A 14,766-nucleotide genomic window follows, 5' to 3' on the forward strand; every position below is an offset into this window, starting at 1 on the left:
TATGTAGGTTTTCGGCTGTTTATAAGATACTGGGTGAATTCTTTTTTAGGCAAAGTTAGCCAAGCGCGTATGTTTTGGTTCGGTTGCTACTCAAGGGCGAGTGCTGTGTCCTAACGTGACGGATATCACAGTAAGTATCCATTTTCGTACGAAAAAGAGCACTCAGTGATACGTAACTTGTGCTGTATAACAAATTTGATTACTGTTTGGTGACTTGCTGCTTCAATTCTTCTAGCGATCCATGTTCTTTTATGGCGTTGCTGATTTGAAGTATGAATTCAGTTTTGTCATGCTGAATGTAGCGAGCGCGAAATGTAGACGCGAACGCGAACGCTTCACTTCGTTACGCTCAAAATGACAATTCATACCCTGATTCAGCAACGCCTCTTTTATGAAGTCCGTATCGCATGATTGCGTCACGCTCCGCGTATCGCATGATTGGGCAGCTTCTGCATCGTTGCCCGATAACCGCAGTGAATTCCACTCCTTTGATGCAAGACTCAAAAATTTAACCGGGTTCCTATATAATATGATAAGTTTATTTGGTTGGAGATTTAGCAATCTTTCACCGAATTTCACTTAATTTATATATGTGGAGAAAAATCATGATCGATCAGTCTTTGTTGAAAGATTTAGAGCAGTTTCAAGAATTATCTGAACAAGAAGCTAAGGAAGTGAGTGGTGGTAAAAGCTCTGTCATCGATGTTAAGTATACCAATGTCGGTGCCTGTCCTGCCTGTCGTTCCGGATTTGATCCAAAGGTGACTAATCAGTATGACGGTATCATTAAGAAGTGAATTAAATAAAGAGCAGCTTTTGTAGGATGAGTTACGAGTAGTGCTAACGCACTTTATCCAATAAAAGTTTTGCATTTTATTTCATGAATCATCCTTACTAGCCTATCTGTAATAGTTAGTGGGCAGATATTTTCAATAGTAGATAACTTCTACTAACAATTTGAACAGCGGTGACAGTAATAGGTGCATTTACTTGGAATGAGTGGTGAATAACGGAGTGGTTTTCAATTACATCTGAGTGAGATTATCACTTCGCTATCTTCATTTATTTGGCGATGCGCGACCACCTCATCTGATATTAGAGATAGCAATTTTATGCTTGCACTAGAACAGGAACCAAAGGACTACGCTAACACTTTGTCTGCTCTTCCCAAACTCGGCGTCGGTCTTTCATTTCAAGCACCGCTGCAAAGTTTTGTAGAAGCTCACTTGGACACCTTTGATTTTTTAGAGATTATTCCAGATACCCTCTGGAATGATTTGGGTTCTAGTGCGGCTCCTCGCTACCAAGAAAATCGAAAAACTCAGGGATTTTTAGAATTTCTTGCAAAACACAAGCCGATTATTGCTCATAGCATCGGGCTGTCCATTGGTAGCGCAGACTGGTTTGATCGTGTACATGTAGCCCAGATTGCGAAATGGCAGCGACAGTATCACTTCCCTTGGCACAGCGATCATTTATCCTTTAGTCGCTTAGCGGATGCATCTAATCATCTTATCGATGTGGGGCTTACCATGCCAGTTCCCTATGATGCAGAAGTCCTGGATCTGCTTGTAGAGAGGGTAAATCATGTCCATAAAGAAATCTCAGTGCCTTTCCTGCTGGAGAACAATGTCTATTATTTTGAGATTCCCAGCCAAGAGATGAGTGAAGCAGAGTTCCTCAATCAACTTACAGCTCGAACTGGCTGTGGGCTTTTACTCGACCTTCATAACGTTTATGTCAATGCCTGCAACCATAGTTTTGATCCTTGGGATTTTCTTAGCAACCTTGACTTAACCAAAGTGGTAGAAATCCATCTCGCAGGCGGAATGATGATGGAAGGTTTCTATCTAGACGCTCACTCAGGAGTTTGTCCAGAAGCAGTTTGGCAACTACTGGAGGAACTTCTGCCCAAAGCCCCAAATGTAGCTGGTATTGTCTTTGAAGTCTTTGGGACACATTACCATCGCATGGGACCTGAACTGCTCAAACAAGAACTTAGTAGGGCTAAAACGATTTGGAAAGCCAGCCGATAAAGGAATGATTTTATGACACTTGTAGGTTTTCAACAGGCTTTATCCGAATTAGTGATGTCTTCAGAGTTTTGCTTGCAAGTTTTGACGAGTCCTGATTTAGCTCTAGGGGCATTTGATCTAACTCCCCTAGAACATCAGCGCCTAGTATCTTTGGCTCAGACGCCTGGGCTTGGCATCGGTAGAATGCTTCATCGTTCATTTCGTCTTAGCATGCTGGTAAATCTCTTGCCCAAAACCTGCACAGTGCTAAATACTCAGAATCTCAACCAGGTATTCAATATTTACTGGCAAACACAGCCGCCGCGCAATTTCTACTACCAGCAGGAAGCCGTCCGGTTCGGGGAGTTCTTGATCGCACAACTTGAGCAAGGCACCATCCAGAATGAATTTCTGGAAGAAATTTTGCGTTTCGAGATCTCCGTGCTTTTTCTAATGAGATTTATACCTGAACAGGTAGCTGGCAATAACAGCTTAAAACTAGGGGTTTCAGAGGATTTCTTTCCTAATTTGAATCCTCAATATCGCATTGTCCTTTTTCGGCATGAGCCTGATAGTCTGCTCACAACCTTGAATGAAGGTCGAGTGCCTGAATCTGGGCTTGAAGGTAATTACTATCTCCTTTTGACAATCTCTTCCACAAATCAGTTGCAAATCAAGCCAGTAGGATCTCGACTTGGTGAGATCCTATTGGCTTGTAATGGTCAGCGTAGCGTATCGCATCTATGTACACAATTATCTTTAACACTTCAAGACCTAGAGATATTAGCTGAAAGAGGCTTTCTCAGCTTCCATCACCAAGCATCGATACTGTCAGCATCTGACTTTTCCCGTTAAGTATCGCAACTCTTCCCTTCGGGGAAGACCTCCGGTCTCGCTGCGCTTTAGACCTCGCTTGCGTGCGCTTTGCGCATACGCCAGTCGCCTGGGCGTGGGAAACCCCTCCGTAGGCATGTGGCGTCCGGACTGCCTCACCCCGGTACTGGCTCCCCTACACGCCTTTGAAACTTGTGTCACAGCAATTCCGCAAGGGAAAATTGTCGCTGACGGTCTAATTCCTGAAGTTGCTGTTTTTCTTGGTAGAAAATTTTACAATAAGATTCCCATTTTTCCGGCTCAGCTTCTGGATCGATTTGCTCAAAGACTTCACATAAATGACGATAGCGCTTTTCACGTAGCACCAGTTCAATGCAAGCAGTGGCTGCTTGAATCAACTTATCATGACGTGAGATGATTTCCTTTTGTGTTTTCTCATTTAAATGAAATAAGTGAGATACCAAACTCATTTCTTCTGGAAACTCTAGACATCTATCTTGCACCATTGATATCAAATCATCGTCAATCCCAGAGGAAATCTCTAAAATTTGCCGCCACAAAAAGCGGTGATGAGAAAGACTAAATTGCAAATCTCGCTCGTCTAAAACATCAACTATAGCCCCACGATATACTGGATAGTGCAAGTAAATTTGCAACAATAAAGCCTCTGCTATTGGTAATAAATTGCTTTCACTCTTGTCGAGACTTTGCTGTCTTTCTACAGGTTGCTGTTTGATAACTGGTGTTGGCTTACGAAATGCCCTAGTAGGAGCAATTTGTGTCAGAAGATTTTCTACTCTTAGGGATATCAGTCTGGTATCTCCTAAACTGAGGATTTCAGCGCAGTGGGAAATGTAATAGTTAAGTGTATCACTGTTAGCTATATTTTTCAATAGCTTTAGCATCTGCCCAGACACTTGTTGGAAATCAGCAGCCTGTTTCAAGTCACGCTCTTTTGTCATTTGCTGAATTTGCCAATCTAACCAAAGTGGAGCATTTGCTAATAATTGTCTATAATCTTCTGGTTCACGTCCTTGCAAGTATTCGTCAGCGTCTTTGCCATCAGGTAAATTAAGAATCTTAAGCTGGACTTCACCTTTATATGCGAGTTCGGCAATTTCTCCAATTGCTCTTTGTGCGGCGTTTGTCCCAGCTTTATCAGCATCAAAGTTGAGGACTAACTGTTTGGAGTCGGTGTAGCGTAGGACTTGCCGAACTTGTTCTATGCTAAGAGCAGTGCCAAGGGAGGCGATCGCATTATTTATCCCGGCTGCGTGGAGAGCGATCGCATCAAAATATCCCTCCACCACCACAGCTTGATCCTGTTGGGAAATCCCTGCTTTTGCTTTATCAAGGGCAAACAAAGTTTTCCCCTTGATAAAAACTTCTGTTTCCGGTGAATTCAAATATTTAGGTTGTTCATCACCTAAACTTCTGCCACCAAAGCCAATGACACGTCCGAGAACATCGTGGATGGGAATGATGACGCGATCGCGAAACACGTCATAATAACCACTCGCTTCCTTACGTGCCTTAATCAAACCTGCTTTTTCTACCAGTTGTACTGGGTAGCGTTTGTCCTCAACTAAATAACGGTAGAGTGTTTCCCAACCTGCGGGCGCATATCCGATACCGAACTGCTGTATTGTTTCTTCCTTCAGTTGGCGTACCGATTGCAAATATTGTAATGCCTTCTCTCCCGAACTCGCCTCAACCAGGGGAGCCTCCGAAGGACGCTTCTGTCCATTATACCTGAGAGCGTGTTGATAAAACTGTGCCGCCGCAGCGAGAACTTCATATAGTTGTTCGCGCAAAGACAACTGACGCTGCAACTCTTGCCTCTGTTCTGGTTCTAGCGTTCTCACTGAGACTTGGTAACGCCGCGCCAAATCTAATACCACTTCAGCAAAAGAGCGCTTCTCCAACTCCATGAGAAACTTGATAGCATTGCCACCAGCTTGACAGCCAAAGCAGTAGTACATCTGCTTAGTTTGGCTGACAGTGAAACTGGGACTTTTTTCTGAGTGAAAGGGACACAAACCTACATGGTCTTTTCCGCGCTTGCGTAAGACAACCTGTTCTGAGATGACATCGACAATGTCAGCTCGTTGTTTAACTTCTTCAATTGTGTCCGGATGCAGGCGGGGGATGTGCATACTAAATTAGGAGTCAACAGTCAAGAGTTACAAATGATTGATCATTGACTGTTGTCTATAGACTAACGGTTCTGATGAATATTATATTCTTGATGCCAATCCAAGAATGACGCATCAGAATCGCTCATTGTTAATTGTATAACAGGAAATACTGAAAATGGGACGCATTTTTCTTTCAGCAGCTCACGGAGGCAAAGAAGCAGGAGGAATAGATCCAGGCTCAATTGCTGGTGGGACAACCGAAGCCAAGGAAATGATTATGCTGCGGGATTTGATCATCACCGAACTCAGAGCGCGTAATTTTGAAGTTTTGGCAGTTCCAGATGACTTGAGCGCCCAACAAACTATCGCTTGGATAAATTCTCGCGCTCGTCCAAAAGATGTTGCCATAGAAATTCATGCTGATGCTGCGAGCAATCCTTCTGTACGTGGGGCAAGCATTTTCTACATTGCTAACAATGATGAACGCAGAAATCATGCCGAACTGCTACTGGTGGGACTGTTGCGTCGTGTTCCTCAGTTACCAAATCGGGGAGTCAAGTCAGACTCAGCAACAGGTTTGGGGCGTTTGGCGTTTTGTCGTCAGACATCAGTTGCTTCTTTGTTGATGCAAGTTGGCTTTCTTACTAGCCCAGATGATCGCGCCTTGCTGCAAACTCGCCGCCGCGACTTTGCCTTAGGAATTGCCGATGGAGTTGCATCTTGGAGTCGTACTATTGATCCTGGTTCAGCTGTGGAAACAGACTCAACATATCCGGTATTTAGTATCAATATTAATGGACAACTTTATCCAGAGAAAGGGATACTCATTAACGGTAATGCTTATATCCCCATTGACTTGGCGGATCGCTTGCGGATTGATTTATCCAAAGCGCCTAATGTCCGCCGCGTGACTTATCGCCGAGTTGTTTTCCTCAAAGCCGTTGAACTGCGCGACTTTCATCTTTCTGTCGTATGGGATAGTGCAACTCAGACTCTAAATTTGCGCTCGATCGCCCAAATTCCACTTGGTCAAATTGACAAGATTATGTCATATGGTCATGCATCAGAAGTGCAGTTGCAGTTATTTCTGAGAAACAATAATGAAAATGCGATCGTGCAGTTTCCCGACTTGCCCAAACTCTACCGCGAAGAAGCGACAATAGAAGGAGTGAGTCATGACATTGCTTTCTGCCAAATGTGCTTAGAAACTGGATTTTTACACTTTGGTGACGATGTCAAATCAGAACAAAATAACTTTGCAGGTTTAGGGGCTATTGGTGGTGCACCAAACGCAGCGTCGTTTGAAAGTGCCAGACTTGGTGTTCGGGCGCACATCCAACACTTGAAAGCTTACGCCAGTTTGGAACCACTGGTGCAAGAACTCGAAGATCCAAGATTTCGCTTTGTGACTCGCGGTATTGCTCCATCAATCGAACAACTTTCGGGACGTTGGTCTGCCGATTTGGAATATGGTAACAAAATTATGGCAATGCTCAAACGGCTTTATGAGTCAGCAGGGCTATTCTAAGTGCTGAGATCCTAGCACCACAAACAAATTGTTCTCCGCAACCGTCGTACGTTTGCGGTTGAAGGAGATCACTTTGAGGAATTTTTGCACAGGAAAAAAGTAGTGGCGGGCGCTCTGCGCCATCGCGGTTGCTGGGAGTTGACACTCCCAACCGTCTACTTTCTTTGGGTTGGCTTGTTGCCCAAGGTGGCTCCCCAGTAAAAATAGAAGAAAATATGTTCACATATAAGAAGCTTTTTCTTGAAATCAAGATTTGGTGAAGATTATCTTTATTTCCGTAAATATCTATTAAAGAGTGGGCACAACATGACGATTTGTATTGTCATAGATGTTATGGTTTACTTGACTATAGAAACATTAATCTCTTAGCAAAACTAAGTATCTTTGGCTATGTTCAAAGTATACACAAATAACTACATATAGGTTGTTAGTATGTACTATTGTCTACTTGTTTCTATCACCTTTTTCTAGTCCTTCACAAGAGGAATAAAAGCTTCGACTTATCTCGACTTCGCTCGATACAAGTCGCTCAGCTTTAAGGAAATGGCTTATTAATGGCAACAGTAGAGGAACGTTTTTTACAATCATTTATCTGTAGTTATAAAAATAAAATCAATATTTTTGCTAGAAGTCTAATGTAGAGAGCAGCTGTGCATTTACTACAGTATGTGCAGTGACGAGTGAACTGTACGATGGAAGCTCAGAGGTCATTAGTATGTTTAAGCTAGGTTTTCTTTCCAAAATCCTTCTGACTCACATCCAGCAACCACTGCTAAAAGGAACAGTTTTTGTAGGGTATGAGCTAGTAGTTCCAAGAGTTCATGCCGTCAGGGTTCCTGGTGGTGTTACTCCCCCCTGAATTTTATAGATTTCAAAGGCTTTCTTGGTCAAGGTTAGAGGCGTGACCTCTACTCTACACAGCCTTGCAAGATAAAGAATTTTCATAATACACAACTTAGTACAGAACTGTATAAATTCGTAACAATTTTTAGTTGCGAATGTTCTAGGAATGCAGAGCTTCGCTTGATGATGAAATATCACAATTTCACGCTACATATAGGTGTGAATATGTAAACAACTGTACTTTGTTCAATACAAGAGTTTGTTCAGATACAGCAATACTAAATTGTTCGTGAACAACATTATTTTTTGTAATTGATCTAAATTCTTTGTGTCCTAATACAGTCAGGCGCATGCATCAAGGGACGCGTGCTTTACGGTTAGTTCAACAAAATTACATTCACAACCTAAATAGAACGCCTGTAGAGCAAAAGTAGTAAGTTCGTCAACATTGAAAAATGTGAAAGAAAGTCTTTGTTATGACTTCATTTCACAGTGTTTGATGCTTTAAACAGAATGTAACTAGTTTCAGATATGGCTTAATTCGCTTTTGCGACTTATTTACCATTGGTAGCAAAAAATCTAGTTTTATCCTAAAGCAAATATCTATACAAGTAGTTAATACTTATATATTTTGGTTGTCACCTACCATCGCACAAGTAATATTTCTAAGGACATCTCACCATAAAACGGGTTCGGAATTGGCTTAAAAGACAATTCATTTTCTTGCTTTGGCATAAATTTGATTTCCAAACTCTATTAATGATGAGTTGTACTAAACTGTTTTCTTACTTTAGAAAGACTTCTCGTATTCAAGGGTTTGTTAATATTAGGACAAAGCATTACTCTCTGTGAATAAAAAAATGAAAATTCCTTGATTTGGCTTTAGTTTTGTTACTGGTAGAGTTTGATGTCAAGACTGTCGTTTTAACTAGAAAAATCATTCTCTGACACTAACTTACATAAAATTTTTGTTTGAATACCTTGTTCCAAAGGTAGTTAAATACCTTCCTAATAGCATGAGTTTATTAAACAACTCGTGTTCATAATTTTGTGCGTCTAATTCTTAATCTTTAGCTCTTAATCATTTATCGTTACCAATGCAGCAAAATATCACTTACGAGTCTTCAAGTACTTATTCTGAAAAGCCTAGTAATCAGAGACTCCGTCTGGCTTACTTAGATGGTATACGTGGTTTGGCAGCTCTATATGTGGTTCTCGTTCATTGTTGGGAACCCAGTCTTGCAGAGGCTTTACAACCTGCTTTACTTTGGTTACCCATAGCAAAGTTCCTCAGATATGGAATTTTTGCTGTTGTTGTTTTTATTGTTCTTTCGGGCTACTGTTTGATGCTTCCAGTAGTTCGTTCTGATAAAAAATATTTCTCCGGAGGCTTACTAGGTTTCTTTAAGCGACGGATTCGCCGAATTTTACCACCATATTATGCTGCTCTAATCTTATGTTCATTAATAGGTGTATTCGTACTCTGGATAGAGCAAACTGCTAATTTAGGCTGGGATGAAGAAAGATTAAGTAACCTCAAAGGTTTGTTCTCTCCTTCATATTCTTTCAAAGATATACTTTGTTATCTCTTACTTCTTCAAAATTTCGGCAGTTCATATATTAATAAGATAAATGGTCCAACATGGACTGTTGCTGTAGAGTGGCAAATCTATTTTGTGTTTGCCATCTTTTTAATACCAATATGGCGACGTCTGGGCTTATTACCTACACTAACAATTGCCTTTGTTGTTGGAATTACACTTAACTATCTGATGGGTGAACTTTCTTCTACTGTTCATCCTTGGTTTTTAGGTCTTTTTGCTTTGGGAATGGCTGCAGCAGAAATCAACTTTTCACAAAAACCATTTTTGGTGCGGATGAAAAAATCATTACCTTGGGATAAACTTGCTGCTGTTTTTATTTGCTTTGGTTTTTTAACAGAGTGGATACGATTTAATTTGATACAAGAAATGCCGGAATGGGTGATCCATTACTTTATTGCTTTTGGCGCAGCTTGTTTTCTCATATACTGTACCAATTTCTTCATCAACGGTAAGCCACTTCCCCCTGCGGTGCGGTTCTTAGAATCACCACGGATTGTTGGACTGGGAGTATTTTCCTACAGCCTTTATATTATCCATGCTCCTATAGTTTGGCTTGTATTTCAAATTTTACTGAGTATGCACTTGTCTCCTTCAATGTTGGCCGTTAAATGGTTTGTGATCGGGGTTCCATTGTCAATACTTGTTGCTTACGTATTCTACCGATTCTGTGAGCGACCTTTTATGTCCCATCTTCCAGTTAAAGTGAAGTCTCAAATGTGAAGGACTCAGTCTATTTTACGTTTTTTAAGGTTGACCTACTTAACAGCGAATAATACTAAGCAGGAGATTGCCAAAAACTTGTAAATTTTGGGACAATAATATTGATTGGTTAAGATCAGCAATTCTTCTTCTAGGCTGATTCAAAAAATATCCAGTTATTCTATCATAAACGCCATCTATGACACCAGAGACAGTCCTAGCGGAAGTTATAGAAAACGTGTTTGTAGCCAACAGTAAACCAAAGGATGTGTTTGCTGCATTACTACCAGCGGTGTGCGACGTGTTGCACACTGATCGCTGTTTTCTTCACCTGCGAAATCCACACACCAGGACGTATCAAAATTTCTGTTGGCGGCGTAGCCCTGAGATTCCCGATACGAGTACGAATGGCTGGGAGGCAGAAATTGAGTGGGAGCGGGAAGATCCAATGTTTGCAGCAGCCCTCCGTGCGGCTCCCTCTATCTTTGTAGAAGATGTTGATCTAGCCAGTTCAGATGTATTAAACATTGATTTTGAGCGGAAATACTTTGGACATCGAGCATTGATTCACGCTCACCTGTGCCAGGATGGGTTACTGTGGGCAATTCTACAACCTTGTATTTTCGGGCATCCCCGAGTGTGGGACGAATTCGACCGATCTTTCATTCATCAGGTTCTAGAAAAGCTGAAACCATTTGTGCTTTCTTATGTGCGAGATGTTGAAGTTTAACTTAACAGACCAGGGATCGGAAGAATTATCTTCCTACCAGTCCTCAAACCCTGGTGGAAGCGACTACAGAGGAGAGTTTGAAAAAAGAGATTCCGGTTTATTCCGTTTTCTCGCTACACAACTAATCATCTGAGTTTGACATAGCTTATATCAAGTTCGCCTAATCACTTATAAATCGCGCATTCACCCCACCCGCCCTATTGGCTACCCCTCTAGAGTCCCCTCACGAGAAAGTAAAATACCTACCCTTGTGAGTGAAAGGGGGATGGGAGGGTTAGGCAGGGGTAGTTTTTTTATAAGTGTTCATCCGAAGATGATATTACACATTTGGGATGTTCCCTGGATGATCACTAATCAGAGCCGAACAAACGTCCACTCCAAAGTTTTTATCGGTGCTGTTTGAAGTGCTTGCGTGAGTTCATCGTTACTATCAAATTTCAGTTGCTCTAGGTAGCAAGCTTCCACATTAACAGTAAACTTCTCTTCTAGGAAAAGCCACGGTTGTACTGTAACATTCCCATCGTCAGACTGTACCACATCATAGCGCTTGCCGTCTGGCAGAGTTGCAATTTCTAACGCACGTTCATTAGCAGGTAACACACGGTTGCAGAGGATGAGTGAAAGGCGATCACACCACTGAAAAAACTCATAAGCTTCCACAGCTTTATCCTTTGTAATATTCAACTCATGACGCCATTGCTCGTGATTCTGGAGTTGTTCGTCTAAAAAGCTATCCAATTCTGGTGATTCTCCACGCTTACTCTCATAGAGAAAGCTCATATGCATGGAAATCAGCATAGCAACCCATCGTCCGCGATATCTGGCATTTTGCGTGTGTCGTCGTACACTATTTACATCAGTTCCCTTGGCTAAGGTAAAATCTAGCGGTGCACCAGCTTCAGTGAGGTGATTGCTTTCCCATTCCTTTTCCAAATCGTCGTGATGGGAAATAGCAGCAATTGTCTCTAACCAACGCAACGGGCGCTTTTCTGGGTGCCAATGTCCCGCTATTTGAGCTGCAAGTAAAGCATGGGCGCGATGGTAAATAACTTCCCAACCCTTCTCGTGTAGATTAGCAATCATAAATTAGGTTTAAAAGCTCTTGTAACATTTATTTTCTTTTTGATTTTGCACTTATCCAAACTCGAAATTCATCCCTCAACAGCACGACAAAAATCTTCCTATGAATAGATTGACAGCCAAAGATTGGGTTCTCATCACACGGCGACTGACTCCTTACCTTTTTTTACTCCCTGCCCTGCTTATCCTGGGATTAACCGTCTTTTGGCCTGCACTACAAGCGTTTTACCTCAGCTTTACCCGCTACGAATATGATTTAACTCAGATGCCCCAATGGGTAGGTTTTGCTAACTTTCAGCGCTTGCGCAAAGATCCAGTTTTTTGGCAAACTTTATTTAACACCTTAATCTACCTTGTGGGTGTTGTACCAATCTTAGTCATCGCCCCCTTAGCACTGGCAATTTTAGTCAATCAGAAACTGCGTGGAATGAACTGGTTTAGAGCCGCATACTATACACCAGTCGTGATTTCAATGGTAGTCGCGGGGATTGCTTGGAAGTGGCTGTATGCAGAAAATGGCTTACTCAATCAATTACTAAAGGGTATTTTCCCAGAAGGAATCCCCTGGCTGACGAGTCCCCGCTTCGCTTTATTTAGCGTCATGGCTGTGACGGTATGGAAAGGATTAGGCTATTACATGGTGATTTATTTAGCTGGGTTGCAATCCATCCCCAGTGACATCTACGAAGCTGCAGCAATTGATGGCTCAGACGGTATCCGTAAGCATTGGGATATTACTGTACCTTTGATGAAACCATACATAGCTCTAGTTACTGTGATTTCGGCCATTTCTGGCACCAAAGTGTTTGAAGAAATCTACATCATGACGCAAGGTGGACCACGCAATAGCTCTAAAACAATAGTTTACTATTTATATGAACAAGCATTTAGTAATTTGGAAATTAGCTATGCTTGCACAATTGGGTTAGTGCTGTTCCTCATCATTTTGGGGCTATCCGTTGTACGATTAGCGATTGATCGACAGGGCGGTGATAATATAACAGCATGATCAGGACTTACGCGACCTTAATGCCTTATCTGTCGCAAACATTTTTTAAATTGGTATAATTATTTACTCTACATAATGCCAAATCAAAAGCAAACTGTTGTCTTTAACGAAGAACGCGCCTCTACCTACGACGAAAGAGTGGCTAAGGTTGCTCCATTGCGCGACACACTTCATTTACTGACCCGCCTAATCCTTTGTGAGCTTCCTTTTGATGCGCGGATTCTTTGTGTAGGTGTAGGAACTGGCTTGGAATTGATTTATCTCGCCCGTGAATTTCCACAGTGGCAATTCACAGCGGTTGAGCCTGCGCCTGCAATGCTTAACATTTGTCGTCAGCAAGCCGAAGCGTGTGGAGTTGCATCACGTTGTACATGGCACCAAGGTTATCTCGATTCTTTGCCCGCCTCGGAGCCGTTCGATGCGGTGACTTGCCTGCTGGTTTCGCACTTCTTTATGCAGCAAGAAGAGCGGCGCAACTTTTTCAGTCAAATTGCTTCACGACTTCGCTCTCAGGGATACTTGGTTAGCGCGGACTCGGCTTGCGATATGTCCACTTCCTCATATCAAAGCCTTCGTGAGGTTTGGACTCGGATGTTGAAGTATGCCGAATACCCGGAGCAAGATATCCAAAAATTCCTTGACTCTCATGGTCGGGATGCTGCTGTGCTACCACCTCAGGAAGTCGCGTCGATCATCGCATCCAGCGGCTTTGATGTTCCTGTATTATTTTTGCAAACTCTTTTTATTCATGCTTGGTATGCAAGGCGACTATGACAAGATTAAAAGTTTTCAACAGCAGCCTAACAATGCTTAATTTGATAGATTGTTTGACCAGTATATCGCGCTAAATCTTTGAGAGAGCGATCGCCCTGTACCAGTTGCGTCAGTCATAATAATACACGTGTACTATAAGAGAGCGATTCCTAGCCCCTAAGAGGGGCGGCACTCTCGGACGGAGAGCTACTCCCTAAGGGGGCGCTACGCAAACGCTTAACGCCTGCCAGTTGCGTAAGTCCTGGGCAAGTCTCCTCGGTTGTAGCAACTGCGGAACAAATGGATGCAGATAATCCTGGTTTAAATTTTCCGGCTCCTCATGGGAGGGGCGAGCAAATTTCGACCAGAAAGCCGTTATTGTCGCGTAGATACCCGACAAGCTGTCCCCAAGGCTTGCGTTCCGGCTTTTTGACTTCCACCGCACCGGCGCTAATAGCTTTTTGAAACGCAGGCTCGACGTCTTCTGTCACCAGCACGATTTCGATAGGCGGCGCGGGTTTGTGTGGTGCTGTGGCGTCAATTGGAACTGTGGTCAGGTTTTTCACAAAGTCATTGGCGGCAAACGTGAGTCTCGTCGCGCCGGTTTCTAGTTCAGCGTATTGATTCTCTTCCGTCACCATGCGGCGCTGCAAGCCGAAGGCGTGCTCGTAAAATTCCACAGTTTGCAACACGTTTTCTACGTATAAAATAATATAGCCGAGCTTCATTATAGATTTCCTTCTTTAGTTGCGGTGACAATCCACATGAGCGCATACGCTGCACGCAAATGGGATTTGGAGCTTTTCACGGCAAGCCCTGCGGCAGCAAGGGCTTTAGCATAGCCGCCGGTTGGAATGTAATCGGCGATTAATACTGTACCGCCCGGTTTCAGGATGCGCGCGATTTCATGGCAAGCAACATCACGTTCCTTCTCATCTTCGATATTATGCAAGCAAAGCAGCGACAGAATCACATCAAACGATTGATCAGCAAAGCTGGTAGAGCGAATGTCCTCTTTCTTGAGTTCTACCTTACCCTGCATACCCTCCAGCGCGACATTACGCAGCGTATTTTCCATCGTGTTGCCAGATAAATCCTGCGCTCTCCAAATATCGATGCCGATCGCTTTTCCGCTGCTCAAGCACTTCGCCGCACCGATGGCGAGCAGACCGCGTCCGGTACCGACATCGAGCACCTGCTCATCGCCACGCCAGGCGATCATGTTGAGCATCAGGTCACGGATATTAAACTTTCCGCGCAGACCATAGATAGCCATTGAGGTACCTAGGGCAAGCGGTATTAGCGCGGTAAAGCAAAGCAATGAACCAAGAAAAGCGACATGGATGCCAAAGAGATTAAAACTGGGGATAAAAAATCCGGCGAGAAACGCTGATATACCAACTAGAAAAAAGCCTTGGATGAACCCAGGCGCATCGATGCCATAACGCGGCTGGGCAGAAACATGATTTTGTGATGTTGGGTTACAACTATCGTTCATTGTCAATTATTTTGAATTGATTGCGTCTATCGTTT

Annotated in this window: 13 protein-coding genes; 9 read left to right on the top strand and 4 right to left on the bottom strand. The window is 42.9% G+C overall.

Annotated features, from left to right (window positions below):
• Positions 1 to 605 precede the first annotated feature (605 nt).
• The 3 genes from DP114_RS18880 (at position 606) to DP114_RS18890 (ending at position 2,870) form a co-directional block, all read left to right on the top strand.
• A complete protein-coding gene (locus tag DP114_RS18880; RefSeq protein ID WP_169265327.1) occupies positions 606 to 797 on the top strand; it encodes a hypothetical protein in 192 nt (63 codons plus the stop codon).
• Positions 798 to 1,112: 315 nt separating this feature from the next.
• Positions 1,113 to 2,036: an MbnB/TglH/ChrH family RiPP precursor modification enzyme gene (locus tag DP114_RS18885; RefSeq protein WP_171976839.1), complete on the top strand. Its 924-nt coding sequence runs from the start codon at positions 1,113 to 1,115 to the stop codon at positions 2,034 to 2,036.
• 12 nt (positions 2,037 to 2,048) lie between these two features.
• Complete coding sequence (locus tag DP114_RS18890; RefSeq protein ID WP_171976840.1) at positions 2,049 to 2,870, top strand: hypothetical protein; 822 nt, start codon at positions 2,049 to 2,051, stop codon at positions 2,868 to 2,870.
• Between the two features lie 176 nt (positions 2,871 to 3,046).
• Here the strand turns inward: DP114_RS18890 and dnaG are convergent, their stop codons facing one another.
• Positions 3,047 to 5,005: a DNA primase gene (dnaG, locus tag DP114_RS18895; RefSeq protein WP_171976841.1), complete on the bottom strand. Its 1,959-nt coding sequence runs from the start codon at positions 5,003 to 5,005 to the stop codon at positions 3,047 to 3,049.
• A gap of 157 nt (positions 5,006 to 5,162) precedes the next feature.
• Between dnaG and tftA the strand changes: the two genes are divergently transcribed.
• The 4 genes from tftA to DP114_RS18915 all read left to right on the top strand — a co-directional run bounded on the left by tftA (position 5,163) and on the right by DP114_RS18915 (position 10,391).
• Positions 5,163 to 6,515, top strand: coding sequence for a hormogonium tapered terminus morphoprotein TftA (tftA, locus tag DP114_RS18900; protein WP_171976842.1), 1,353 nt, complete (start codon positions 5,163 to 5,165; stop codon positions 6,513 to 6,515).
• A gap of 715 nt (positions 6,516 to 7,230) precedes the next feature.
• Positions 7,231 to 7,374 (top strand): hypothetical protein, encoded by a 144-nt coding sequence (locus tag DP114_RS18905; protein ID WP_216669920.1) that lies wholly within the window; start codon positions 7,231 to 7,233, stop codon positions 7,372 to 7,374.
• Positions 7,375 to 8,455: 1,081 nt separating this feature from the next.
• Positions 8,456 to 9,682: an acyltransferase family protein gene (locus DP114_RS18910; protein ID WP_171976843.1), complete on the top strand. Its 1,227-nt coding sequence runs from the start codon at positions 8,456 to 8,458 to the stop codon at positions 9,680 to 9,682.
• 178 nt (positions 9,683 to 9,860) lie between these two features.
• The gene (locus DP114_RS18915) at positions 9,861 to 10,391 is read left to right on the top strand and encodes a GAF domain-containing protein (RefSeq protein WP_171976844.1); all 531 of its coding nucleotides are present in this window, start codon (positions 9,861 to 9,863) and stop codon (positions 10,389 to 10,391) included.
• 354 nt (positions 10,392 to 10,745) lie between these two features.
• On the opposite strand, the gene DP114_RS18920 is transcribed toward DP114_RS18915, so the two are convergent.
• Positions 10,746 to 11,474, bottom strand: a complete 729-nt coding sequence (locus DP114_RS18920) for a DUF3891 family protein (protein WP_171976845.1) — start codon at positions 11,472 to 11,474, stop codon at positions 10,746 to 10,748.
• A 100-nt stretch (positions 11,475 to 11,574) separates the two neighbouring features.
• Here DP114_RS18920 and DP114_RS18925 point away from each other — a divergent pair, with 100 nt between their 5' ends.
• Both DP114_RS18925 and DP114_RS18930 read left to right on the top strand, forming a co-directional pair.
• Positions 11,575 to 12,480, top strand: a complete 906-nt coding sequence (locus DP114_RS18925; protein WP_171976846.1) for a carbohydrate ABC transporter permease — start codon at positions 11,575 to 11,577, stop codon at positions 12,478 to 12,480.
• 75 nt (positions 12,481 to 12,555) lie between these two features.
• Positions 12,556 to 13,254, top strand: a complete 699-nt coding sequence (locus DP114_RS18930; RefSeq protein ID WP_171976847.1) for a class I SAM-dependent methyltransferase — start codon at positions 12,556 to 12,558, stop codon at positions 13,252 to 13,254.
• 317 nt (positions 13,255 to 13,571) lie between these two features.
• Here DP114_RS18930 and DP114_RS18935 read toward each other — a convergent pair whose 3' ends face one another.
• Complete coding sequence (locus DP114_RS18935) at positions 13,572 to 13,961, bottom strand: VOC family protein (protein WP_171976848.1); 390 nt, start codon at positions 13,959 to 13,961, stop codon at positions 13,572 to 13,574.
• Complete coding sequence (locus DP114_RS34445; RefSeq protein ID WP_216669921.1) at positions 13,961 to 14,731, bottom strand: class I SAM-dependent methyltransferase; 771 nt, start codon at positions 14,729 to 14,731, stop codon at positions 13,961 to 13,963. The genes DP114_RS18935 and DP114_RS34445 overlap by 1 nt, the downstream gene beginning before the upstream one ends.
• Between the last annotated feature and the right edge of the window lie 35 nt (positions 14,732 to 14,766).

It is taken from the genome of Brasilonema sennae CENA114, assembly GCF_006968745.1.
In the GTDB taxonomy this organism is placed as follows: Bacteria; Cyanobacteriota; Cyanobacteriia; order Cyanobacteriales; family Nostocaceae; genus Brasilonema; species Brasilonema sennae.

Excerpts from the sequence above, each read along its gene's own strand:
- DP114_RS18880 (WP_169265327.1), top strand. The coding sequence starts at position 606 with ATGATCGATCAGTCTTTGTTGAAAGATTTAGAGCAGTTTCAAGAATTA.
- DP114_RS18885 (WP_171976839.1), top strand. The coding sequence starts at position 1,113 with ATGCTTGCACTAGAACAGGAACCAAAGGACTACGCTAACACTTTGTCT.
- DP114_RS18890 (WP_171976840.1), top strand. The coding sequence starts at position 2,049 with ATGACACTTGTAGGTTTTCAACAGGCTTTATCCGAATTAGTGATGTCT.
- dnaG (WP_171976841.1), bottom strand. The coding sequence starts at position 5,005 with ATGCACATCCCCCGCCTGCATCCGGACACAATTGAAGAAGTTAAACAA.
- tftA (WP_171976842.1), top strand. The coding sequence starts at position 5,163 with ATGGGACGCATTTTTCTTTCAGCAGCTCACGGAGGCAAAGAAGCAGGA.
- DP114_RS18905 (WP_216669920.1), top strand. The coding sequence starts at position 7,231 with ATGTTTAAGCTAGGTTTTCTTTCCAAAATCCTTCTGACTCACATCCAG.
- DP114_RS18910 (WP_171976843.1), top strand. The coding sequence starts at position 8,456 with ATGCAGCAAAATATCACTTACGAGTCTTCAAGTACTTATTCTGAAAAG.
- DP114_RS18915 (WP_171976844.1), top strand. The coding sequence starts at position 9,861 with ATGACACCAGAGACAGTCCTAGCGGAAGTTATAGAAAACGTGTTTGTA.
- DP114_RS18920 (WP_171976845.1), bottom strand. The coding sequence starts at position 11,474 with ATGATTGCTAATCTACACGAGAAGGGTTGGGAAGTTATTTACCATCGC.
- DP114_RS18925 (WP_171976846.1), top strand. The coding sequence starts at position 11,575 with ATGAATAGATTGACAGCCAAAGATTGGGTTCTCATCACACGGCGACTG.
- DP114_RS18930 (WP_171976847.1), top strand. The coding sequence starts at position 12,556 with ATGCCAAATCAAAAGCAAACTGTTGTCTTTAACGAAGAACGCGCCTCT.
- DP114_RS18935 (WP_171976848.1), bottom strand. The coding sequence starts at position 13,961 with ATGAAGCTCGGCTATATTATTTTATACGTAGAAAACGTGTTGCAAACT.
- DP114_RS34445 (WP_216669921.1), bottom strand. The coding sequence starts at position 14,731 with ATGAACGATAGTTGTAACCCAACATCACAAAATCATGTTTCTGCCCAG.